This is a genomic window from Otoolea muris, from assembly GCF_943193115.1.
In the GTDB taxonomy this organism is placed as follows: domain Bacteria; phylum Bacillota; class Clostridia; order Lachnospirales; family Lachnospiraceae; genus Otoolea; species Otoolea muris.
This window is the reverse complement of record NZ_CALPCY010000013.1, coordinates 16,099-38,237: the sequence shown is the minus strand read 5'-3', so window position 1 is coordinate 38,237 and position 22,139 is coordinate 16,099. Positions and strand designations below refer to the sequence as shown.

Genomic DNA, 22,139 nt, shown 5'->3' with positions numbered 1-22,139 from the left:
ATATCCTGAAACAGGAAAAATATGCGTGCTTACCGGATCCAGACGCCGTTCGCGTCCACCCGGTAGCCGTCGGGCGTGGTCCCGTTTACAAACAGGCTCCCGTTTACATCCACATAGTACCAGAGTCCGGATGTCTCAATCCACTGCCCGAAAGCCATGGAACCGTTCGCGTCAAAATAATGCCAGGTTCCGTTCACCAGATGCCACCCTGTCAGCATATAGCAGTCTGTTCCGAAGCCATAGACCCTGCCGTTATTCCTGAAGGTTTCCCCGCGCGCATAGCCGCCGGTCTTCTTGAGAAACTGCCAGCCCTGCGCCGTCTCGCTCCAGGTTCCCTCTACCTCCGGATACGCCTCCCGGCCCACAGCCATCCCCTGTGTATTCTGGCCTCCAAGCGGTCCGGCAGCGCCCTGCGACGCGGCGGCCGCCGCAAAGCCATAATCAAGAAGCTTCTTTGTGTCCGCATAGTGCGTCTGTCTGCTCTTTAAAATCACAACAATCAGGCGTACGCCGTCCTTTTCCACACATGTGACAAGCGTATTCCCCGCAAGGGAGGTAAATCCTGTCTTTCCGGCCACAAAGCCCGGGTAATATTCCGCCCTGGACGGATCCAGCATCTTATGGCCCATCGTGAGCTCCCGCACAGACGGGACGCTCTTGCTCGCCGGAAAGCTGTACTTTAAAGTGGAAGCGATCTGGCGCACCGTTTCATTTTCAAAGGCCGCCCTGGCAATCAGCGCCATATCGCGGGCCGAGGTAAAATGCTGCGGATCATTGAGCCCGTTTGGATTTACAAAATGCGTATTTGTGCATCCCAAAGCAGCCGCTCTCTGGTTCATCAGGCCCGCAAAGCCCTCTATACTTCCTCCCACGTGCTCTGCCAGCCCGTTCGCCACCTCATTGGCTGATTTTAACAGAAGGCCGTACATGCAGTCTTTCACGGAAAACTGATCCCCCGCCTTCACCTTCAGCGTGACGGCCCCTGACTCCAGCCGGCTCACGGCCGTCTCCGAAAAGGTCACCGTGTCCTCAAATGAGCAGCGTTCCGCCACCAGAAGCGCGGTCATCAGCTTCGTGGTGCTTGCCGGATAAAAGTGCGTGTCCGCATTCTTTTCATACAAAAAGCGGTTGTGCGTCACATCATAGAGAACCGCGCCCTCAGCGGCAATCTCCAGGGCCTGCGCCTGCGCGTCCTGCTGCGCGGTTGCCGGCTGCGCGGGATTGTTCCCTGTTCCCTCACCCTCCGATCCCGGGCCGGCGGCGTATGCGCCCAAAGGAAGGCCAAATGTAAGAACCGCCGCCAGAAGCAGGCCGAGCAGAACGGATACGCGCGGCCTGTGCACAGCGGCGGAATGCGACAGCGATTGGTTGTTCATCATATATGCAGGTTTCTCCTTATGTTTAGTATGTACTCTCGGAATCTCGCTGCGCCTGATTTTGTGAGATGATTTTTTGTCAGATGTGCACAAATTTATGAGGCGTACGTGGAGCGTACGTTGATTAAATTTGGGTGCATCTGGCGGAAAATCAGCCGCAAAAGCAGGCGCAGAGAGATTCCGAGAGTACATTAGTAACAGCTCCCGCGCTGCGCGCGCGTAAACTGTATATTTATTTTACTTTATTTTCCTGCTGCATGCAATGAATTTAAACGGCAGAATTTTTTACGTTTTCATTACGGCCCTTCCCCGCTCTCACGGGCCAAAGAACGGTCACGAAGTCAACAACCCCGCTGCAATGACAGCGGGGTATCTGACCCTCGCGGCAGTCGCCAAATGTGCATGCAAGCATGCCCACTTGGCTCGTTGCTCGCGGGAATAACCTGCACAAGTTATTTCGTGACCGTTTCTTACAGATCAGGCGGCAAAGAATATGCGGGCTTCTCACCATAAGCGATGGCCCGCATAATTTCACCGGCGCGCTTCATGCGCCGCCCGCATCCTGCGCCTCTTTACACACATCCACCCATTCCAGATAACCGGAAGCCTGCTCCAGCTCTCCCATGGTCAGCTCAATCGCGCTGTTGGCGCTCCCGCAGGCCGGGTAAACGCTCTCAAAACGCCTCAGGGACTCGTCGAGATAGACCTCCACGCCTTCCCGGATCCCAAAGGGGCAGACGCCGCCGACGGCATGTCCCACCAGCTCTGTCGCCTCGTCGGCGGTGAGCATCTTCGCTTTTGCCGAAAATTTTTCTTTATACTTATGATTATCGATCTTCCTGTCCCCGGCCGTGACGATCAGGATGGGTTTTTCCCCTATCTTAAAGGACAGGCTCTTGGCGATCCGCGCCGGCTCGCAGCCGACGGCCTGCGCGGCCAGCTCTACGGTCGCGCTCGACGTATCAAACTCCAGTATCCGCCTGTCCAAATCCCACTTCTTCAGCCACTGCCTTGCCCTCTCCAGCGACATGTTCCATCTCTCCTGTTCTTATAAATATTTCTTTCTCAGATCCGCCGCGCTCTCTGCGGATAAATAGCCCGGGGCCACGTCGAATACGGTCTTGCAGCCCGTCTGCCCCTCCTGGTTCATCTTATACGCGGCCCTTGCATACGCGACGATAATAGAGGATGTGAATTCCGGGTTGGAATCCAGCTTTAAGCTGTACTCAATCACATGGCTGTTCTCCCCGTTCCAGCCCGTTTTTCCGCTGCGCAGCACAAAGCCGCCGTGCGGAAGACGGCTGTGATCGCGCTTTAACTCTTCCTCTGAGATAAAATGCACGGTCGTGTCATAATCGGAGAAATAATTGGGCATGGTCTTGATTTCCCGCTCAATCCGGGCCTGATCCGCGCCCTCCTCTGCCACGACAAAGCACTCCCTGGTATGCTTCTCGCGCGTGGTAAGAGCCGGGGCCGCTCCGCTGCGCACCGCCTCCAGCGCGCTCTCAACCGGTATGGTGTACTGTCTGGCATCCTTTACCCCCTCGATCCGGCGGATCGCGTCTGAATGGCCCTGGCTCACGCCCCTGCCCCAGAAAGTGTAGTTCTCGCCCCGGGGAAGAGAAGCCGCCGCGTACAGCCGGGCAATGGAAAACATCCCCGGATCCCATCCCGCGGAGATCACAGCCACCTTACCGCTCTTTCTTGCCGCCGCGTCCACGGCCTCAAAGTGATCCGGAATCTTTGCATGGGTGTCAAAGCTGTCCACCACATTAAACCACCTGGCGCACTCCGGGGTCTGGACCGGGAGATCCGTGGCGCTGCCCCCGCAGAGGATCAGCACGTCGATCTCATCCTTCATGTGCTCCGCCTCGTCCGCCTTAAGAACCGGAACCCCTTCTGTCAGGATGGAGACGCACGCCGGATCCCGCCGTGTGAAAACCGCCTTAAGCTCCATATCCGGATTCTGCCGGATCGCGCACTCCACGCCTTTTCCCAAATTTCCGTAGCCAAAAATACCAATCCTGATGCTCATGTCTTACTTTCCTCCATATTTGCCTTTAAATTTATCCTATTTTTGGAACATTTATTACTGTTTAGAAAATTCGAACAGTTGATAATATATCTTTAATTTCCAAAAAAGGCATAAAAAGGGAGTGATTCCTCACTCCCTCGTCAGTTGGATATTATTATACAATAGAACCAGAAAAAAAGCCAGCGTTTTTTTGCCCGGCCGCGGCGCTGAAAACCATCTGTTGTAACAGTTCAGATAGGTCAGCGCACCTGCTGCGCTGACCGTACGAAAACGTGGCGGCAGCAGGCATCTGCCCCATCGCGAAGCGATTTTCATCGGCAGATGCCGTAACAGTTCAGGTTATCTGAACTGTTACCATCTGTTTCGTCCGCCTCACCTCTGCCCCGTAAACTTCTCCGCAATCGCCCCGCTGTAATACGCCTGCAGAAGCTCTTCCAGATCCTTAATCTTCTCCTTCAGCTCCCGGCCGACATCCGTATCGCCCACACATTTGCGCTCCGGCACCCATTTGACCATGCGGCTGTCGGAATGGATATCGCTCTCATTTTCAATCGCCGCCTCCGTGGACTCAAACGGGTCGTGGGCCGCGAGGATCAGCCCGTAGGAGTTATAGATCAGCGTATATCCCGCGATGCCCGTCTCCTTCTGGTATGCCTTTGAGAAGCCGCCGTCTATGACTAACAGCCTTCCGCCGCACTTGACAGGGCTCTCGCCGTCCTTTGATTTGACCGGGACATGGCCGTTGACGATATGCGCCTCCGCGGAGCGCAGGCCGAATTCCGCCAGGATGCGGCTGACCGCCGTCTCATCCTCCAGAAAGCGGTAATAGGGATTCTTTGTCTCCTTGTGCGTCTCCTTCTCCGCCAGGAAATACCGTTCGAAGGTGGCCATCTTATCCTTGCCGAACAGCGGGGAATCCTCGTGCAGCCAGATATACCACATCAGATCGCGCCCCTTTTCGCGCTCCGCCTTATCGACTGCCACAAAGCCCTTGCGGATGTAGTTGTCAAGCGTGTCGTACAGCGCGCGGCCGCGGTACGTTTTCCCGTAAATCTCCACTGCCTTGAAGGTTCCGTCCTCATTGAGCGGCACGCAGCCGTGATAGAGGAGGTTGTTGTTGTAAACCTTATAAAGGCTTCCTCTGGCGAGCAGGAATTTCATATGCTGCTGCAGCCTCTTGCAGTTGATAAAGGCCCTCTCCAGCCGCTCCATGATCTCCGCCTCCTGCTCTGTGAAGGCATAGGGATCTTTGGGATCCACGGTGGGGAAATTCGTGTCCAGAAGGGCGTACTCTTTACCGTTTATCGTGATCACGCCCCGCTCAAAATCGATCCGGTGCAGGAGATTTCGTTTTTCCAGATGAAATTCCGGATGGCGGCGGATAATCTGGCCCTCTGCCTTAAACTGGATGATGGAAATGGCCTTGTGCATCTTTAAATTGATCTCCATCTCCGACGCGTCGTGGGAACCGCCCTTTAACTGGAAGCACGCGCACGGATCGTCTGCGTACGTGTTGATGGCAAAGGTGGCCAGCGGCAGCATATTAATCCCGTACCCGTCCTCGAGAATGTCCAGGTTCCCGTAGCGGGCGCAGTTGCGGATCACATTGGCAATACAGCCCGGCTGTCCGGCCGCCGCGCCCATCCAGAGCACGTCGTGGTTGCCCCACTGGATATCAATGGAGTGATAGCTCATCAGCTTGTCCATGATGATATGCGGCCCCGGACCGCGGTCGAAAATATCCCCCACGATGTGCAGGTGATCTACGGTCAGGCGCTGGATCAGCTCGCTGAGCGCCACAATAAACTGCTGCGCCCTGCCGACACGGATGATGGTCTGCACAATCGCGTCATAATACGACTCCTTGTCCGCCAGATCCGCCTTCTCGGTGATGAGCTCTTCCATCACGTAGGCAAATTCCGCGGGAAGCGCCTTGCGGACCTTGGAGCGCGTATACTTGCTCGCCGCGCGGCGGCAGACCTCGATCAGCCGGTATAAGGTAATCTTGTACCAGTCGTCCGGATTTTTCTCCGTGCGCAGGATGCGGCTCATCTTCTCCGTGGGATAGTAAATCAGCGTTGCAAGGGACTGCTTGTCCTGGCGGCTCAGCGTGTTTCCAAACACATCGTCAATCTTGCGCTTCACCGCGCCGGAGCCATTTTTCAGCACATGCGAAAATGCCTCGTACTCGCCATGGATATCCGTGAGGAAATGCTCGGTTCCCTTTGGCAGGTTCAAAATCGCCTCCAGGTTAATAACCTCCGTGGACGCGGCGGCAATCGTCGGATACAGCTCTGATAAACGCTCTAAATAGCGGGTTTCCAGTGATTTCATGGGACTCTTCCTCCATAAGGAAACGTCTATGACATTTCCTGTCGTTTCATTAAAATATCTGAATCTTACAGCAGCAGCCATCCGCTGCCAGAACCGTTACAATTGAGTTTAATATACCATACCCATATTGCAAAGTCCATAATATTTTTCGGCTATTGGGCGGCTGCGCGGCCGCAGGCGCGCAGACTTCCCGGAACGGTTACCGGCCGTCAGCGGATCGTAATCCGCCCCTGCCCGCGCGGATCGGCGTATTCTTCCCCCGCCACGCCGCCAAGGTAATCGCGTATATAAGCGGTGATCGTATCCACATCCACCATTGTCTCATCCTTTATGATCGGGCAGCCGGTAAACATGCTCATCCCGGAGCCGCCGGCCTGTCCCTGACCTTGTTATTACAGCGGATTTTGCCGAAAATTAGGAAGAACAAGTTCAGCAAAAATGAAATGCGTTCTTCTTCACCCCCGCCATCCGCAAAAACTCCTTCATCGCCGACGTGACATACCTCCCCTTTTTGACCGCAAACGTCACATTCCTCTTTGCCAGCGGATCCCCCAGCTTATAGTATGCCAGCCGATCGTGCTCCCGCACGCACTCCACGATATCGGAGCGGACAAACACAGCCCCCACTCCGTTGGACGCGATATTCACCGAAGTCAGAACCTGATCCACATACATGGCTGTCTTCTGCTCGAAACCGGCGTTCCGGCAGATGGCAAGCCCCCGCTGGTACATATCGTTCCCCGGTTTCATGGTGATAAACGGGCTTTCACTGAAATTCTCCAGCGGAACCGGCGCCGCCGCTTCCCTTGCATATTTCCCTGAAACAATATCGCCGCATGACAGACGGTACGGCGCAAGCTTCTTATTGATCGGCCACTGGGCCGGCACGGCCATAATCAGGGTTTCCGTTTTGTAAAAATACCGTTCCACCGCAGGGGCGTTCTCCTCCAGCGCGGTTTCTATCACCAGATCCAGCGTCTCGTCCTCCAGCCCCTCGCGCAGCTCTTTTACATTTCCCTCGAGAAGATCAATCGTCACATTCGGATACCTGGCCCGGAAGCGGCCGATCAAATCCGGAAATACAAAAGAGCAGAAAAAGGAAGATCCACCGAGGGAGAGCGAGCCTGTCTTCAGCCCCCTCAAGTCTTCAAAATACGATTTTAAGTTTCTCTGGATAAACAGGATCTCCTCAACAGATTTGATGTAATGGGCGCCCTCTTTGGTGATGGTAAGAGGTATGGTGCTCCTGTCAAATATAGCGGCCCCCACTTCCCGCTCTGCCTTGCGCACCATATTGCTTAAGGCCGGCTGGCTGATAAACAGCTTTTTCGCCGCTTTTGAAAAGCTTTTTTCCTGATATACAGCGTATACGTATTTCATCTCATTCAGCAAATTGATTCCTCACCTTCCTGATTTAAAGCTGTGGTATTCGGGTATCATTTGAAATGTATTTTTAATGTAACGATTATTATAGCGGAAATGCGGAATTTTAGCCACTGTCCGGTAAGGAGGGCGTCCGGGCGTTATTGCGTAAGGGTAAAATAAATATATTATATGGCAGCCAGGGGATGGATGCGGGAAGGCCTCAAAAACCGCCCCAGCGCTGGCCGGGGCGGTCCTGTTTCCATACTTTATCTGTTATTCGGCCTTTCAGCGCATCTTACTCCCTGTGAATCCGCGGACTACTCCTCACCCAGGCAGACCATTCTGCCGTTCCGGACGATCACCGTCTCCTCTGCGGTTCCCTCGTCAAAGATAACCGTCGGATTGTACTGTACCATGTCGATATGTACCGTGGAACGGGCCGGCTGGCCGTAGTAGAAGCCGTTGCCCATGGCGATGTGGCAGGTTCCGCGGGCCTTTTTCTCTTCCTCGAAATCGCCGTTAAACATGCAGGCCGGGTTCAGTCCGATACCGATCTCGGCGATGTTGTCTGAATCCTTTATCTCCGCAATCTGGCGGCGAATCTCCTTGCAGATCTTGGCGTCTCCGCCCATGACCTCCACGATGCGTCCTTCCTCGATTTTCAGCTCAACCGGGATCGTCGGGCAGCCGTAGTAGCAGATCGGCCCGTCGATGACCAGCTTGCCGTGCGTTGTGCCGATCACCGGCCCCAGGGAAACCTCTCCGTCGGACCAGGCCATGGCATCGCCCGGATTCCTGGCGATTCCGCACTCGATGATCGGCTCCATGGGATTCATGTCCATATACAGATCCGTTCCGGCCGGCGTGGTGATGTGCGCTTTCCTGTGGCCGCGCCAGATCGCCTGCAGCTTTTCTCCGTCCGCATACACGGCCTCATAGTCGGCCAAGGCGCCGCCGCGGGTGAAGTTGTCGATATTTCTCAGGCAGATGGAAACCTCGCGCAGCTTTTTCTGATTGATCAGCTCCTTTAAGTGGTTGTTGTAGATAGCCGCTCCGGACGCCGTGGTCATGCCAACAAACACGTCGCATGCATCCATGCCGAGCTCCAGGGATTTCGGGAAAATGGTCGCCTTGTCTTTTCCGCGGATGGGCATCATATAAATGCCGTACTCCGCGCCGCACTTGAGCGCCGCTGCCGCCATCGCGTTGGCCATGCGCATATCGGTCTGCGGATCCGTCACAATCAGCACTTCCTCGCCCGGCTTTACCGCCATCAGGTTCGATAAAATATAATCCGCACGCTCCATACATTCGATTACTCTGTTGTCTTCCATTGTCTGATCTCCTTTTCTTTTATATAATATTTGTTGCTGGTTTCTCTGTTTTTGCCGTACTGTCTCTGCCGCGGCCCGCTTAAGCCGACGCCTTTACCTCTTCCTCATTAAATACCGCGTGGTTGAGCTCGCCCTGCATCTCGGAGATGCATACCGCGGCCACCAGGTCGCCGACGGAGTTGGTGGACGTGTGAATCTGATCCACAATCCGGTAGATTCCGGCTACCAGCGCATAGGCGTCCAGGGGAAGTCCCATCTGCGTCATCAGCGTCAGGCTGATAACGAGGCCGATCTGCGGGGTGGCCGCGCATCCCACGCTTAAAAAGGTGGCCTGTATCACCATCATAACCTGCTGCTGCAGGCTCAGCTCCACGCCGTAGAGCTGCGCGGCAAACAATACAACGATTCCAAAATATGCGCACGTCCCGTTCATCTGCGCCGTACATCCAAGAGGCAGGACAAAGCTTGCAATGTCCTTCGGAACCCCCATTTTCCGCGGCGCGATATCCATGGATACCGGCAGCGCCGCAGAGGACGTGCAGGTGCTGAATGCAATCATCCACGGCTCAAACGCCTTTTTCCAGAAACGGATGGGATTGACCTTGCCAAAGACGGTCAGAAGGATCCCGTAGCCGGCTGTGCACATGATGATCCCGGCCAGATAATCGGTGGCGATAAACTTAAGCACCGGGCCGAAAATAGCGATGCCGTACTTTGCCAGCGCCACGGTCATGAGGCTGAACACGCCGTAAGGGATGATCCCCAGAATCATATCAATAATTTTAAACATCGTTTGGGATAACAGCGAAATCATGTCGGCCAGAGGCTTTGCCTCTTTGCCGATGCTGATAATCGCAAATCCCATGAACAGGGAGAATACGATGATCTGCATCATTTCCCCGCTCGTTAAAGATGCAAAGGGATTGGCCGGAATCAGATCCAGAAGCGTCTGGTAAATCCCCGGAAGCTCCTTGACCTCGGCCACGCTGTCTACCGTTCCGAGCACCAGCCCTCTTCCCGGCTGAATCAGATTGGCCAGAATCAGGCCGATCGTAGCCGAAACAGCGCCGGTCGCCAGAAACCACGCAATCGTCTTTACTCCAATGCTCCGAAGCTTCTTAATATCGCCCAGCGAAAGCGCCGCGTCGATAATACAGAAGAACACCAGCGGAACTACAATCATTTTAATCAGCTTGATGAATAAATCTCCCACAAACTGGAAAAATGGAAGGACATAGCCGCCTATCGCCGCATTCTCCACGCCCCCGAGGAAATTCAGGATATACCCGAATACAATGCCCGCAAACAGCGCGATAAAAATTTTGACATACAGCGGCGTCTCCTTTTTCTGGTTCCCCTTCCCCATGCCAGGTACCTGTTCTGCCATATAAGACCCCCTTTTCTAATTCAAAACATTTGTTTTTATATTCCTCATGAGGTTTGTACATATTCTACAAAAAACGGCGGAAAAATAAAACGGTTATGCACATTTTGGTATAGAGCATAACTGTTTTGTAATAACTGCCTGGCAGAGGGGAATTGACGCCGCATATTGAAGCGGAAGGATTGCGGTTTTCTGTGACTTTCGCTGCGCTCACAAAAAGCACCTCGGATTGGCTGATGTGTGAACAGTAACGCATTGCGGGCCGCGGCTGCCATGCCCTGCATTTTATAGTGGCAAATGGAGAATGGATGTGATAGAATTAAGCATAAAATAGTATGTACTCACGAAATCAGGCGCAGGGAGATTCCGAGAGTACATTAGTTATATAGGAGGGCTGATATGCTTGATACGATACCTGGCAAAAAAGAAATGGCGGATTTAGTTGGAGAACCTTTATATGATATATGGAACAAGCTATGCGCTTTAATTGACGAAAAGTATGATATGGACTGTTTGTGGAATAAAGGCGGTAAAGCTTGGAAATATGAATACAAATACCGTCGGGGCGGCAAAACGCTGTGTGCATTATATGCAAGGGAAAACTGCGTGGGTTTTATGATTATCTTAGGGAAAGAGGAACGGGCAAAATTTGAAGCAGACAGGGAGAATTACTCAAAAGAAGTTCAGGAAATATATGATGAAGCCCAGACTTACCATGACGGGAAATGGATCCTGTTTGAACCAGAGGATACTTCTTTATTTGACGATTTCATTCGGCTGCTGAGAATCAAAAGAAGGCCGGACAGAACGTGAAGCTGCTGTTAAATCATACCTACAACTCCCGGTTTATGAGGAAAACAGGATAATAGTTTCCTTTGTAATGATTTATACTGTAAAATCAACACTTTTATCCTGATATATTCGGATAACGGTATTGATTTTACAGCATTTAAACTAAATATCCGGCTATGTATGCCTCTTTTTTGACGGACATATTTCATGGCCTGGATCATACCACAATACATGAAAGTGTTCATTCTCACGAATCCCTACTATACGGAGCCGATTCTGCAGTGCAAATGAAAATACAGAATCCTCATATCCCTCCAGGCGCCTTGTCTTAAACCTGTCGAATGCATCATTTGATAACATATCAATCGAAAGCAGATGATGCTTCGATTTTCCCTCATCATGAGTCTGACTCTTTACCTCTGCCCATGTCATATTGCTGTAATCAATCATTTTCTCCATGACTTCATGATGCAAAAAATCATCCCTGTTCAAATCAAAAGCGAATTTACCAGAACGGTCAATCATATCAAACCGCCAGATAACCTTTTTTCCATCCGTACCATATCCCGGTTCTTTTACAGTGCGTTTTAAACTTACAGTTGTCTTTTTCTTCTTTGTTGTTTTATTCGCCATATCTATAAACTTCCGTAATACTCTCCCATGCTTTCCTTTGTAATAACCGTCCTGCACTTAGCCCCGTCAGGTAAGCCATTTCTCGCATCTTTCCACGGTGCTTCACTGTGCGACAATTCCCTTAAATCATACGGCGCCATGTCCCCATAATCACGAATCACAACATTTACAGAGTCTTTTTCGTCTTCTGTCAAATTTTCCGGAGTCCCCTTTGAGAAATCATTTATATCAACAGAAAATTTCCCCTGATGCGCATGAAACAATTCCGGACATACCGGTCCATTGGCCCATGCTTCAAATTCTTCATCAAACATAGGCAACCCTGTCCATGCCAAATGCCACGCCTGTGAATAATAGCAGAGCTTTTGGAGCTTCCATGTGCTCATTTTGCCGCATTTATGCAAAATATATTTTGTCACATCAAAAACCGTTGCCATGCTTCTCCCTCCTTTGTAACATTCAACACCTCTGATCCTGCACACACATTTCCTCACACCTGCGAATGCATGCATCGTTAATATTAATATATGCTATCCATTTCGTTCTGTCAATATCCCTGCCTGTTGGTTTTATTAAATTGTTTATATCAGCGTAACAGTTCAGATAGGTCTGCGCGTTCACCGCGCTGACCGTAAGAAAACACAGTGGTCGCGGGCATACGGCCCATCGCCGCAGGCAATTCTAAATGCCGTATGCCGTAACCGTTCAGGGGTTACTGAACTGTTACATATCAGCCGCTCCCCTGACCGCCCATTTCCGCCGCAATTCTTCGCATGTTCCCCCGCCCTCTGTAATATGATACTATATAAGTATTTTTCCGGAGGTATTCCATGAACGCTTACATATCTGTCTCGGGCATTGTCGCCCGCATTGAGCCCGTTATCCCCACACAGGCGGATTACGGCTGCACCCTCAACCTGACGCTCCGCTCGTTCAGCCAGGGAGAAATCAATTTCACCATGAACGGGGAAACGTATGTTGTGGATAATTTTCCCATCAATCCCGGCGACCGCGTGACGATCTTTTATGACGCCAATGCGCCCGTGCCCCTGATTTACCCGCCGCAGTACAAGGCCGTGGCTGTGGCCAATTCCTCTTATTACAACTACTATCTCGGGGAATTTTACAACAATTTCGTCAGCACGGACGGACGGTTCCAGATCAGCAATTCCGCCCCGCTCAACATGATCCTGCCCAATGGCCAGACCTTTTACGGCGCGCTGGCGGGCAATACCGTCCTGGTGGAGTACACGGCCGCCACAAGGAGCATACCGGCCCAGATCCAGCCGGATCGGATCATTGTCTTCTGTTATCATTAATACAGCGTAACTGTCCAGACAATTTCCGAACGGTTACAGTACGGCAGCAATCAATTTCAAACATATGTTTGTCTGCTGGCGGCAGACCAAAACAGCTTCCTATTATGATAAAATGCTGACCATCATCAGTCAGCATTTTTTTTTGCGTTTTTAGAATAATGTATCACATCCTCGATCAGGGATCGGACAAGCGGAAGCGCGTCCTTTGGGCACTGTTCCAGAAGGGAGGCCATCTCAGGAACCATATAGGACGCTGACTCTAAGCTGCTTCCGTATAGCAGCTCAGTGGGAGTTGTGTCCAGATAATGACAGATTTGGACCAGGCGCTCAAGGCTGAGCTGCGTCCTCCCGCGCTCGATCTTGCTGATAAAAGCCGGAGAAACGTCCAGATACTCAGCCAGGCTTTCCTGTGTGATATGATTGTTCTTCCGGCGCGCCGCGATGCGCCGCCCGATTAGCTGATAATCTATTACCATGTGCATCACCTCGGTTTATTATAAACAGAACAGGCGTAAAAAATAAGAACCTTATAAGTTAATATTGACTTATAAGTTCATTACAGATATACTAAATACCAGAACCGGAACGTGTTGGAAAAATGCTTCAGGGGGAGGAATGAAGAATGAGAAAGAAGAGGGGATTGTGTCAGACATGAATGATTATAATGACAGCGCCGCGCGCCCTGCGCCGGCCCGGTTCTGCTCCTTCTGCGGTACGGAACTGGATCCCGGCGCAAGATTTTGTAAGGGCTGCGGAAAGCAGGCGGCAAGCCGTATCGCAGAGGAAGGCGCGGGGCCAAAACCATCCGCAGACACATTTCACAGCCGTCCGGCAGGGCGAAGAACCATCTATGAGGGCTATATCCATAAATGCCCCGGCTGCGGCGAGGTTCTGGAGGCATTTGCCATAAACTGCCCTGCGTGCGGGTATGAGATCCGCGGCGCAAAGGCTTCGGATTCCGTAAGGGAGCTCGCCGCCAGGCTTGAGGAGATCGAAGCCCGCGACATGCCTGCGCTGGAAGAGAAAAAATCTGTAATGAAATGGATTTTCGGCAAGGATTTCAGGGAAAAAGACGAGGCCGCGGAAGCCAGGCGGCGGTTTGACGCGCAAAAAGAACAGGAAAAAGCGAACCTGATCACCCACTACTCTCTTCCAAATACAAAAGAAGACATGCTCGAATGTATGATTCTGGCCGCATCCAGAATCAATCCCGCCCGCGGAATAGACGACGCAGTATCCGGAGCCTGGATTTCAAAGCTGGAGCAGGTTTACCAAAAAGCGGCGCTCTCCATGAAAAACGATGCGGATTTTGCCCGCATACAGGAAATCTATGAGAGAACCCGGCAGGAAATCAGGGCAGAAAAAATCCGTATGACACTAAAAAAGGCGCTGTCCTTTTGCGCCTTCCTTATACCCTTTCTTTTGCTGCTTTTGATGGCAGGCATGGAGTGGAACCCGGCCGCCACGCTGGCGATCGCCGCCGTCATATCAGCTCTGGCGGCGATCACGGCAATTTTATACATAGACGTCAAAAAATAGCAGCACGTCAATCATACAGGAGGAACATGATGGGATTATTCACCAAACAGCGGTCCGGCGGCTTCATGGATGAGATTCGCTGCGACGAGCCCTCGTATCTGATTTGGAAATGGCGTCCGGCAGGCTCCGATCCGGGCGTCAATAACCGGGAAAATGCCATTCGCTGGGGCTCTTCCCTGCGCGTAAAGGAAGGGGAGGCCGCGGTATTTGTCTATAAAAGGCGGGACGGCGTCACACAGGATTTTATCGAAGGGCCCTATGACCAGATCATAAAAACCGAAAACTTGCCTGTCCTGGCCTCAATTGTGGGACTTGCATATGCCGGAGGCACGCCGTTCCAGGCGGAAGTCTACTTTATCAACCTTGCCCAAATCATTCAGGTTAAGTTCGGCATCCCGTTTTTTGACGTCTATGACCCACGGTTCCCGGACTTCGGCGTCCCGGCCGCGGTCAGGGGCACATTGAGCTTCCGGATCAGCGATTACAGGGAATTCATCCGGCTGCACCGCCTGAACACCTTTCGCCTTGATGATTTCCAGGCGCAGATCCGGGATGCGGCGGCGCGCTATATCAAAGCAATTGTCACAAATGCTCCGGCAAAGCACAACATTCCGGTGATTCAGCTTGAAAGCAGGCTGTCTTTCATAAATGACCAGGCGGAATCCGCTATCCGCGCGCGGCTGAGGGAGAGCTTTGGCGTAACAGTGACCGGCGTCGATATCGGGGCTATTGAAATTGACAAGTCCGGCGACGGCTACAGGCAGCTTATGGAAGTGACAAAAGAAGTCGCCGCCCTCAGGATACAGGCGGAAACAACGGATTATACGGAATGTCTCCGTATCCGGCGCGAAGAAAGCCAGTACGCGCAGCACAAGCAGACACAGTCCGCGAATATGGGCGCTTTTCAGGTGGAAAAACAGGCGGAGGTCGGCATTGCCGGCGCTTCCGCCCTCGGACAGATGGGAAGAGGCGCTCCCGCCGGAGCGGATCCGGCCGGCAGCAGCGCTGTCTTCAATCCGGCCGCTATGATAGCCGGTATGGCAGTCGGCGGAGCTGTCGGGCAGAATATCGCCGGCACAATGAACCGTATCATGGCTGAAACGAATCAGGCGCAGCCCGCGGCGCTCTCCTCCCCTCCTCCTGTCCCGCCTCCCCCCATCCCGGTTCCCGCCTATCATGTCGCCGTGAACGGAACGGCTGCCGGCCCGTTTGACATCAATACCTTAACGCAGATGGCGGGAGCCGGCGGCCTGTTCATGTCCAGCCTGGTGTGGAGGCCCGGAATGCCCGCATGGAGCCGCGCTGATGCAGTAGATGAACTGAAAGATGTATTTCAAAGCACCATGCCGCCCGTTCCATCTGAGAAATAAACGTTGCATTTTACGTTTCATCTGAACGAAAAACTGTAAAGAATCGCTCTGTAAACCCAATTATCGTAATAATCCGGGTTATCTGATCTGTTACGAATTGTTATATAAATAATTGTTATGCAAAAACAAAAAAGGGGGATACATCCATGAAATGTCCGGCATGCGGCGCGAAGCTGCCCGATGATGCGAAATTTTGCTCTTATTGCGGCGCAGAGATCGACGCGGCGGCAGCGCCTTTCAGCGATGTCCGATCCGGGCCTGCCATGTACCAACCTAAGCTCAGCGCCTACGAAAAAATCCTGGCAGTCTCCGTCCTGCTGTTCACGCTTTTATGCCTGATTGCATTTCTCGCGGGAAAACCGGGCGCGGGGATCCTTGCGCTGATGCAAATTGCAATGGCAGCCATTTCCTTTTTCATAAAAAAAGAGGTTATCAGGGGAGCAAAAGCCTGGCTTTCCATACCGCTCCTTGCCGCTTCCTTTTTTCTGCTCGCGCCTTATGCCGTCCTGCTCACTTCGGCGAAGACCGAGCGGCTTGACTGGAATGAGATCGTCCTGGGAAACCGGCTGCCCGCCCCTGAAATAAATCGCGGCCAAATCCTCTCCAATTCGGCGGATACTATGCTTGTACATCTCTATCATATATCCCCCGCGCAATACGCCGCTTACCTTGACGCCTGCGAGGAGACAGGATTTTCGGTGGAAGCCGAAAAGACCGGCGACTCCTTTGATGCATTCAATCCGGAGGGCTACAAGCTTTCCCTGCGCTATTTTGAAGACAAAAGCGAGCTGCATATTTTATTTGACGCCCCTGAGACGTTTGACGCCATGCAATGGCCTGATACCGGGCTGGCGCGGCTCATCCCGGCTCCGGATTCCTCCACAGGAAAGATAGAAATCAATACCGATTCGGGCTTTAAGGCATATGTAAGCGGCATATCTCAGGAAAAGTATAGAGCGTACGTTTTAGCGTGCGCCGAGGCAGGATTCAATGCCGGGACGGCTGAATCAGACAGGCAGTATTTTGCCAAAAACGCAGACGGCTATCAGCTCACGGTTGATTATCAGGGAAACGAAGTGATCGGCATCTCCATAGCCGAGCCGGAATACACCATTGAGCTTCAAGTTGACTGCGCCGCCAACCTGCTTTTTAACAAGTATGATGTTACGATCTGTGTTGACGGCGCCGAGCAGGGAACGATCCGGCATGGCGCAACGGAATACTACACCCTGATCCTGGCCAAAGGCCCTCACACAATCCAGTTTGCCAGCGCAGAGGACGATGAGGTCAAAGGCCAGAGCCGGATTGACGCGGCCAGGGACGGCGTTGTCTGTCTGAGACTTTCCTGCGCAGGCTCCCGGATCAACGTTGACACGATCTCCGATTCGGCCGGGGCCGCTGAACCGGAACATTCCGAAGACGCAGAGACGCCGGAACCGGAGGGCAGCACGCCATCGGCCGGGGATGCAGGGGAACCGGAGGGCAATATTTCCGGCGCTTCTTCCGAAGACGCCTCCTCCGGGCCCGTTTATTATTCCACCAACGGCCAGGAAACGGCTAAAAACGGAAATTCCGGGGTATTTTCCTATATCGGCCGGCGCGGGACGTATGACCTCTATTATATTATTGATTTTGACGGCGGCTATGTTTATTATTTCAGCGAAGGCATGGGAGACACCACGTGTGATCGGGTAAAGATTGTCTCCGGGGATTTGAATCACGAGCTGGCGATTACCTGGCACGACGGAGATTCTGTCTGGTCGTACAAGCTGTATTTTAAACAGAAAAATCAGCCGGGCACGCTCATTTTACAGGACAACGACGGATTTAAATCGGAATACGAGGCAACGGAGCTGAGCGAGGCGCTGTCTCTCAGAGACAGTAAAAGGATTGTTGATTATTAATGAGCAAAATGTCTGTAAGACGTTTGCCTGTATGGAAGTATGAAAGGAAAAATTCACAAATGAAAACATTTAAGGAAGGAGCAGGATAAATAACTGAAACTTCGCAGTTCCGTAAGTTATAAAATTAAGCAGATTCGTAAAAGCAGCCCAATTCAGGAGGGAGATGGAAAAATGAAAACCATAAAAAAAGTAACCGGTTTCTTGATTGTAATTATGATGATTTCATCACTGGCCGCGTGTAACGAAACCACAGAAGCCAAAGAAAACAGGGAAACCAAGGAAACTAAAGAAACCAAAGAAAATGCGGAGGTAATTAATTATACAGACGCAGAATCTTTTGAAGCCGCGCTGAACAACGGTGAAAATCTGGAAGGAACGATTGTTCAATTCGTTGCCGGGGAGCTGAAGCCAGATTCAGCTTTCGGATATAATATCTGGGCAGGGGAACACCTTAATTTTATATCATCCGGAAACCCTGATGTAAAACAGGGGGATACAGTTGTTGTGAAAGCAACCGCCATAGAAAACCGTTTAGGCTCATGGATTATTAACTATGAGAAGGTAAATCATGCGGTAATTGATGATTCAACCTCATCTTCAAATGGTATTTTATCGTTTAATGCAGATAATCCGCGCACTTCAGAGCAGCCATTGGAATTAGTTGATTATGGATGGTTTATTAATCCGCCGTCCGGAGATACTGCCTATGTTGAATTTTGCGGAATCATCTATAACCCAAATGAAACGCTTGCCGCACAATTTCCTAAAGTGATTGTTACTGTAAAAAATGGAGATGGCAGTATCGCAGCGGCAGAGGAACAGACTGGAAGCATTGTTATGCCAAACGATACTGTTACACTCTGCGGTATGTTCTCCGTGCAGGCTTCCGATTTGACAGATGATACACAAATCATATTTGATGTGGATTGGAGTGATTTGGGAAGTGGGACGTTCATTTACAGCGCGGCAAAAACGACAGATTTTGCGATAACGAATGTATCGGAAAGAAGCGGCAGCGACGAAAATTTTATAACGGGAGAAATTACGAATAATTACACACAGGAGATTGACCAGGTAAACCTGTCCATTGTACTTAGAAAAGACAATAAAATTGTTTATATGGAAAATACTTTTTTAGAGCATTTAGAGGTTGGTAAGGCAAAGGCCTTTGAATTCCAACGATATGGTGAATATCCGGAGCACGATACCGTTGATGTCTCTGCGATGGTTTGGTAAAGGTATAAATGTTTGAGGAATATTGTGATTTGCATAAAAAGAGCGTTTATTTAACTGCTCAAACTTCACACTTGAAAAAGCGCCCTAGAGCGTGTTTGAAAATTGCTTTCTGGTAGCTGTGCGTGCCACTTTGTGGGAGATTTGTGCCAAATGAACGCGGCGTAGTGGGCTACGTTAAGTGAATTTGGCACAAATATACCGCAAAGTGGGGCGTGCAGATGACACCGATATCAAGCAATGTATTCACTGAAATTTTAGCAACGCTGTACTGGCGCCCTGGAATTTCAAATGGTATAACGACTGCCAACAGGCAAAGAAACCATTCAGGCGCGTCAAAAACAGATTGTCAATTATGCCACAATAATCTATAATAAAAGAAAAAATATACAAAGGAGAACAAACCATGGAAAAACTGCGGAAAATACTGCTCATCGCGGGAATTTTAACAGGTCTTTTATCCGCGTCAGCCTTTGCCGGGGAATGGCGGCAAACAACAGAGGGCTACCGCTACGCGCAGGATGACGGCAGCTTCCTGACAGACACATGGGAATGGATCGATGGAAATCAGGACGGAATCGCCGAATGCTATTACTTCGACGGCAGCGGGTACTGCCTCACTGACTGCGACACGCCCGACGGGTATACGGTAGACATAAACGGGGCCTGGACCGTAGACAGCGTTGTGCAGACAAAGCTCCTGCAGGATGTTCCGGCGGCGGCCGCGCAGAGCCAGGACCAAAGCGCAGAAAACGCCGCCCCTAAACATACAGCCTCTTCCGGCTCCGGCGCGTCCGCATCCTCCGGCAAAGACAGCCGTTCCTCCTCAAGCGATATGGTATGGCTCTCCGCAACCGGCGAAAAGTATCACCGCATACCGGACTGCGGCAGGATGAATCCCGGCAACGCGCGCTCCGTCACACGTGAGTACGCCATATCCGCCGGGTATGACGCCTGCAAAAAATGCAGGCCATAAACAAATGCTTACCAGAAGCGCCGCATTCGCCAAACGGCATGCGGCGGCCTAAAAGCCTGACAGGGACAACATCCCCCGCCATACCGGAAAGGGCTGCCGCGCGAATCATCCTGCGCGGCAGCCCTTTTCCTTAATATCTACTCTCGAAATCAGGCGCGGCGAGATTCCGGGAGTACATTTATTTTAATTAATCACGCCGTTTGCATCGGCCCATTTCCCATTGGGAACCGTACGGTTCATCCAGAGAGCGCCTGTGTTCAGATCAAAGAAATACCATTTTCCATCGATATTCTGATAGCCGGTCTTCCTCGCGCCCCTCGTGCCGTCCGAGATGGGATTTAAGTAGTAATACGTCCCGCCAAGGTTCAGCCACCCGGTCTTCATCGCGCCCTTTGTGCCGTCCGAAACCGGATTTAAGTAGAACCAGTTATTGTCCACGAAAATCCAGTCTGTCAGCATATAGGCGTCGCCGCCCAGATAGAACCAGTTGTCATCCACAAAGATCCACGCATTGCGCACCAGATTGCCGTCTCCAAGGCGGTAGGTCCAGCCGTTCTGATCCTGCGCCCAGCCGGAAGCAGGGCTCCCGGAATTTGAGGGGCTGCCCGATCCTGACGGGCTGCCGGAACCTGTTGACGTACTGTCAGACGGCGGCGTTCCGGTATAGACGTCGCTCTCACTGATGTAATAATCATCCGATTCGCCGCTCCAGCTTCCCTTTTCTCCGTCCGAATTGCTGAGCCCGCGTACCTTAAAGGTATAATTGCCGGAACGGGTCATGTAGGGATAAAAATTATAGCGGTTTGATGTGGTCGTCACAGTCGCCACATTATTACTCCCGCGGTAAAGCTTGACTTCATACTTATCTGCATCGTCAATATCGCTCCAGGCAGCGTACCGGCCGTCCCACCAGTAATCGTCCACCTCCTCAAGCTCCCCGCCCACGGCGCGCAGCTTGATATCTACGCGGAGCGTCTCGCCGTTGTCCAGTACCTTCTTGGACTTCACGGAGCTGTGGAAACGCGATACCGTCACTTTGGTGGATGAGGTAAACCGATCCTTCTCAAAATCCTTTACCCGCAGCTCCACGCGGATCACCGGAACCTCGCCGCGCTCCCATTCGTCATCGTTGGTATCATAATATTCCGCCTCTTCCGATATCTCGTATTTGGCGGAAGCCGGTATCTTTACTTCCACAGAACCGACGCTGTCCCCCGCCTCCGGCTCTTCCCCGCAGTCAACCTCCAGCTTTACGCTTGGGATTGTATCCTTGCTGGCCGCATAGGCCGGCATGCACATAGAAAGCGCCGCAGCAGCAGAAAGTACCGCCGCAAGGGTGTGCTGCTTTATGCTGTGCCTCATCATTCCTCCTCCTTTCTCGTTATTGGTTTTAATATACATATTCTGCTCCTGCAGACGGTTCTGCCATACGCCCGGACCATCTGCCGCCAGATGCTGGCCTCCCGCGGTATCTGCCGCTGCAGACCGCAAGCGCCTGCGTACGGAGCCGGGCGCGCGAGCCCATATTCGTCCGCCTTGCGCCCACAGGCTGAATTTATACAGTAAACTCGCCTGATTTCTTCCAATAATGTATATTATTTTATTATTATAACAGATACTTCCCGCGTAAGTCTAACATTTTACTTAAGTTTTTTTGTCAGATTTTTACTTTCTGTAACAGTTCAGAGATCAATGGAATGATGTCGGGGTCAAAAGGTCTTTTGATCCCTTTGATACCGGATTGCGCGCAGGCCAGTATAAGCGTAACAGTTCAGACAACCTGAACTGTTACGGCATCTGCCCATGAAAATCGCTTCGCGATGGGGCGGATGCCTGCTTTCGCCGCGTTTTCGTACGGTCAGCGCAGCAGGTGCGCTGACCTATCTGAACTGTTACGTATAAGCTCTTCAATAAGCTCTTCAAAATAGAAAACCGTCTTGAGAAATCCCCCTTTTTCTGCTATACTGGATTCCATACAGGATATGTTCTGTACGTAAAACATAACAGATGAGGTATGCCATGCAGATTTCAAGCAGATTTACCATTGCCGTTCATGTGCTCATATGTATCGAGACATTTAAAAATGATTACAAAGTGACAAGCGATTTTCTCGCGTCAAGCGTAAATGTAAATCCCGTGATCATAAGGCGTCTGCTGCAGCAGTTAAAAAAAGCCGGGATCGTAAGCGTCACACGGGGCAGCGGGGGAACGGATATCGAAAAGCCGCTAGATAAGATTACATTGTTTGACATCTATGACGCCGTAGAGTGCGTGGAGGACAGCGGGCTCTTTCATTTCCATGAAAATCCAAGCCAGCTCTGCCCTGTGGGAAAAAACATCCACTCCATTTTGGACAGCCGGCTTGAACAGATCCAAAGAGCCATGGAACAGGAGATGAAATCCGTAACAATACAGAATGTCATGGACGACGCCCAAAAATTAATAGCATCAAAATAACCATTTCGGATACCTGAACGGCTGCAGCAGCTCAGACAACCTGGGCTGTTACCGAATGGTTATTTTTTTGAGAAAATCCGATATAACC

The 22,139-nt window shown here is 51.6% G+C and carries 21 protein-coding genes; 9 read left to right on the top strand and 12 right to left on the bottom strand.

Annotation, left to right across the window (positions count from 1 at the left end):
- Nucleotides 1–29 precede the first annotated feature (29 nt).
- From NFS31_RS10190 to NFS31_RS10155, 8 genes are all read right to left on the bottom strand, one after another.
- The gene (locus NFS31_RS10190; RefSeq protein ID WP_251494393.1) at nucleotides 30–1,379 is read right to left on the bottom strand and encodes a D-alanyl-D-alanine carboxypeptidase family protein; all 1,350 of its coding nucleotides are present in this window, start codon (nucleotides 1,377–1,379) and stop codon (nucleotides 30–32) included.
- Between the two features lie 541 nt (nucleotides 1,380–1,920).
- Nucleotides 1,921–2,406, bottom strand: a complete 486-nt coding sequence (locus NFS31_RS10185) for a YbaK/EbsC family protein (RefSeq protein ID WP_251494390.1) — start codon at nucleotides 2,404–2,406, stop codon at nucleotides 1,921–1,923.
- A gap of 18 nt (nucleotides 2,407–2,424) precedes the next feature.
- Nucleotides 2,425–3,411, bottom strand: a complete 987-nt coding sequence (locus NFS31_RS10180) for a diaminopimelate dehydrogenase (protein ID WP_251494387.1) — start codon at nucleotides 3,409–3,411, stop codon at nucleotides 2,425–2,427.
- Nucleotides 3,412–3,783: 372 nt separating this feature from the next.
- A complete protein-coding gene (locus NFS31_RS10175) occupies nucleotides 3,784–5,745 on the bottom strand; it encodes a fructose-1,6-bisphosphatase (RefSeq protein WP_251494384.1) in 1,962 nt (653 codons plus the stop codon).
- Between the two features lie 209 nt (nucleotides 5,746–5,954).
- A complete protein-coding gene (locus tag NFS31_RS10170) occupies nucleotides 5,955–6,104 on the bottom strand; it encodes a hypothetical protein (RefSeq protein ID WP_251494381.1) in 150 nt (49 codons plus the stop codon).
- Nucleotides 6,105–6,174: 70 nt separating this feature from the next.
- The gene (locus tag NFS31_RS10165; protein WP_251494378.1) at nucleotides 6,175–7,137 is read right to left on the bottom strand and encodes a LysR family transcriptional regulator; all 963 of its coding nucleotides are present in this window, start codon (nucleotides 7,135–7,137) and stop codon (nucleotides 6,175–6,177) included.
- A gap of 290 nt (nucleotides 7,138–7,427) precedes the next feature.
- A complete protein-coding gene (locus tag NFS31_RS10160) occupies nucleotides 7,428–8,444 on the bottom strand; it encodes an aminopeptidase (RefSeq protein WP_251494375.1) in 1,017 nt (338 codons plus the stop codon).
- A 79-nt stretch (nucleotides 8,445–8,523) separates the two neighbouring features.
- Complete coding sequence (locus NFS31_RS10155; RefSeq protein WP_251494372.1) at nucleotides 8,524–9,831, bottom strand: dicarboxylate/amino acid:cation symporter; 1,308 nt, start codon at nucleotides 9,829–9,831, stop codon at nucleotides 8,524–8,526.
- Nucleotides 9,832–10,227: 396 nt separating this feature from the next.
- Here NFS31_RS10155 and NFS31_RS10150 point away from each other — a divergent pair, with 396 nt between their 5' ends.
- Nucleotides 10,228–10,641 carry a DUF3788 domain-containing protein gene (locus tag NFS31_RS10150; protein ID WP_251494370.1) on the top strand — a complete coding sequence of 138 codons (414 nt, stop codon included), beginning with the start codon at nucleotides 10,228–10,230 and terminating at the stop codon, nucleotides 10,639–10,641.
- A gap of 153 nt (nucleotides 10,642–10,794) precedes the next feature.
- Here NFS31_RS10150 and NFS31_RS10145 read toward each other — a convergent pair whose 3' ends face one another.
- Entirely contained in the window at nucleotides 10,795–11,253 is a 459-nt protein-coding gene (locus tag NFS31_RS10145) for a hypothetical protein (protein WP_251494367.1), read from the bottom strand.
- A 2-nt stretch (nucleotides 11,254–11,255) separates the two neighbouring features.
- Nucleotides 11,256–11,690 (bottom strand): Panacea domain-containing protein, encoded by a 435-nt coding sequence (locus tag NFS31_RS10140; RefSeq protein WP_251494364.1) that lies wholly within the window; start codon nucleotides 11,688–11,690, stop codon nucleotides 11,256–11,258.
- Between the two features lie 393 nt (nucleotides 11,691–12,083).
- Here NFS31_RS10140 and NFS31_RS10135 point away from each other — a divergent pair, with 393 nt between their 5' ends.
- Entirely contained in the window at nucleotides 12,084–12,572 is a 489-nt protein-coding gene (locus tag NFS31_RS10135; RefSeq protein WP_251494361.1) for a hypothetical protein, read from the top strand.
- 125 nt (nucleotides 12,573–12,697) lie between these two features.
- Here NFS31_RS10135 and NFS31_RS10130 read toward each other — a convergent pair whose 3' ends face one another.
- Nucleotides 12,698–13,048: a helix-turn-helix domain-containing protein gene (locus NFS31_RS10130; protein WP_251494358.1), complete on the bottom strand. Its 351-nt coding sequence runs from the start codon at nucleotides 13,046–13,048 to the stop codon at nucleotides 12,698–12,700.
- A gap of 139 nt (nucleotides 13,049–13,187) precedes the next feature.
- Between NFS31_RS10130 and NFS31_RS10125 the strand changes: the two genes are divergently transcribed.
- The 6 genes from NFS31_RS10125 to NFS31_RS10105 all read left to right on the top strand — a co-directional run bounded on the left by NFS31_RS10125 (nucleotide 13,188) and on the right by NFS31_RS10105 (nucleotide 19,594).
- Nucleotides 13,188–14,111, top strand: a complete 924-nt coding sequence (locus NFS31_RS10125) for a zinc ribbon domain-containing protein (RefSeq protein ID WP_251494355.1) — start codon at nucleotides 13,188–13,190, stop codon at nucleotides 14,109–14,111.
- Between the two features lie 26 nt (nucleotides 14,112–14,137).
- Complete coding sequence (locus tag NFS31_RS10120) at nucleotides 14,138–15,481, top strand: SPFH domain-containing protein (protein ID WP_251494352.1); 1,344 nt, start codon at nucleotides 14,138–14,140, stop codon at nucleotides 15,479–15,481.
- Between the two features lie 146 nt (nucleotides 15,482–15,627).
- The gene (locus NFS31_RS10115; RefSeq protein ID WP_251494349.1) at nucleotides 15,628–17,385 is read left to right on the top strand and encodes a zinc ribbon domain-containing protein; all 1,758 of its coding nucleotides are present in this window, start codon (nucleotides 15,628–15,630) and stop codon (nucleotides 17,383–17,385) included.
- A 171-nt stretch (nucleotides 17,386–17,556) separates the two neighbouring features.
- The gene (locus NFS31_RS10110) at nucleotides 17,557–18,621 is read left to right on the top strand and encodes a hypothetical protein (protein WP_251494346.1); all 1,065 of its coding nucleotides are present in this window, start codon (nucleotides 17,557–17,559) and stop codon (nucleotides 18,619–18,621) included.
- A gap of 122 nt (nucleotides 18,622–18,743) precedes the next feature.
- On the top strand, nucleotides 18,744–18,803 hold the full coding sequence (locus NFS31_RS28300; protein WP_416389450.1) for a DUF6783 domain-containing protein: 60 nt from the start codon (nucleotides 18,744–18,746) through the stop codon (nucleotides 18,801–18,803).
- A gap of 221 nt (nucleotides 18,804–19,024) precedes the next feature.
- The gene (locus NFS31_RS10105; protein ID WP_251494343.1) at nucleotides 19,025–19,594 is read left to right on the top strand and encodes a hypothetical protein; all 570 of its coding nucleotides are present in this window, start codon (nucleotides 19,025–19,027) and stop codon (nucleotides 19,592–19,594) included.
- A 183-nt stretch (nucleotides 19,595–19,777) separates the two neighbouring features.
- Here the strand turns inward: NFS31_RS10105 and NFS31_RS10100 are convergent, their stop codons facing one another.
- Nucleotides 19,778–20,959 carry an N-acetylmuramoyl-L-alanine amidase family protein gene (locus NFS31_RS10100; protein ID WP_251494340.1) on the bottom strand — a complete coding sequence of 394 codons (1,182 nt, stop codon included), beginning with the start codon at nucleotides 20,957–20,959 and terminating at the stop codon, nucleotides 19,778–19,780.
- Nucleotides 20,960–21,613: 654 nt separating this feature from the next.
- On the opposite strand from NFS31_RS10100, the gene NFS31_RS10095 reads away from it, so the two are divergent.
- Nucleotides 21,614–22,051 carry an Rrf2 family transcriptional regulator gene (locus tag NFS31_RS10095; protein ID WP_251494338.1) on the top strand — a complete coding sequence of 146 codons (438 nt, stop codon included), beginning with the start codon at nucleotides 21,614–21,616 and terminating at the stop codon, nucleotides 22,049–22,051.
- Nucleotides 22,052–22,139 lie beyond the last annotated feature (88 nt).